The sequence below is a fragment of the Campylobacter sp. S4:11 genome, assembly GCF_024723695.1.
In the GTDB taxonomy this organism is placed as follows: domain Bacteria; phylum Campylobacterota; class Campylobacteria; order Campylobacterales; family Campylobacteraceae; genus Campylobacter_D; species Campylobacter_D jejuni_C.
Genome location: NZ_JANQDC010000131.1, coordinates 1 through 228, shown reverse-complemented (window position 1 = coordinate 228; position 228 = coordinate 1). Strand labels below are relative to the sequence as shown.

Genomic DNA, 228 nt, shown 5'->3' with positions numbered 1-228 from the left:
CACTCATCAATCTTATCTTTTTTATCTTGAATTTCTTTTTTGCTTAAAGTTTGTAGTTTTTCAAATAAAGGCTTATTTTCTTTTAATAAATTTTCACATAATTCTTTAAAAGATTTTTCTATACTTCCTTCTATCCTAGCTCCACCTTCTGTGGCATTGTAGGTGGTAATGCTATTAGTGTCTATAGAATACTCTAAGCTTTCTTTAAATAAAATCCACCATTGATTT

General features: G+C 27.2%; 1 pseudogene. It reads right to left on the bottom strand.

What is annotated here, in order from left to right:
* Positions 1-228 (bottom strand): annotated as a pseudogene (locus CAMP5053_RS08545) (hypothetical protein); the annotation flags it as partial.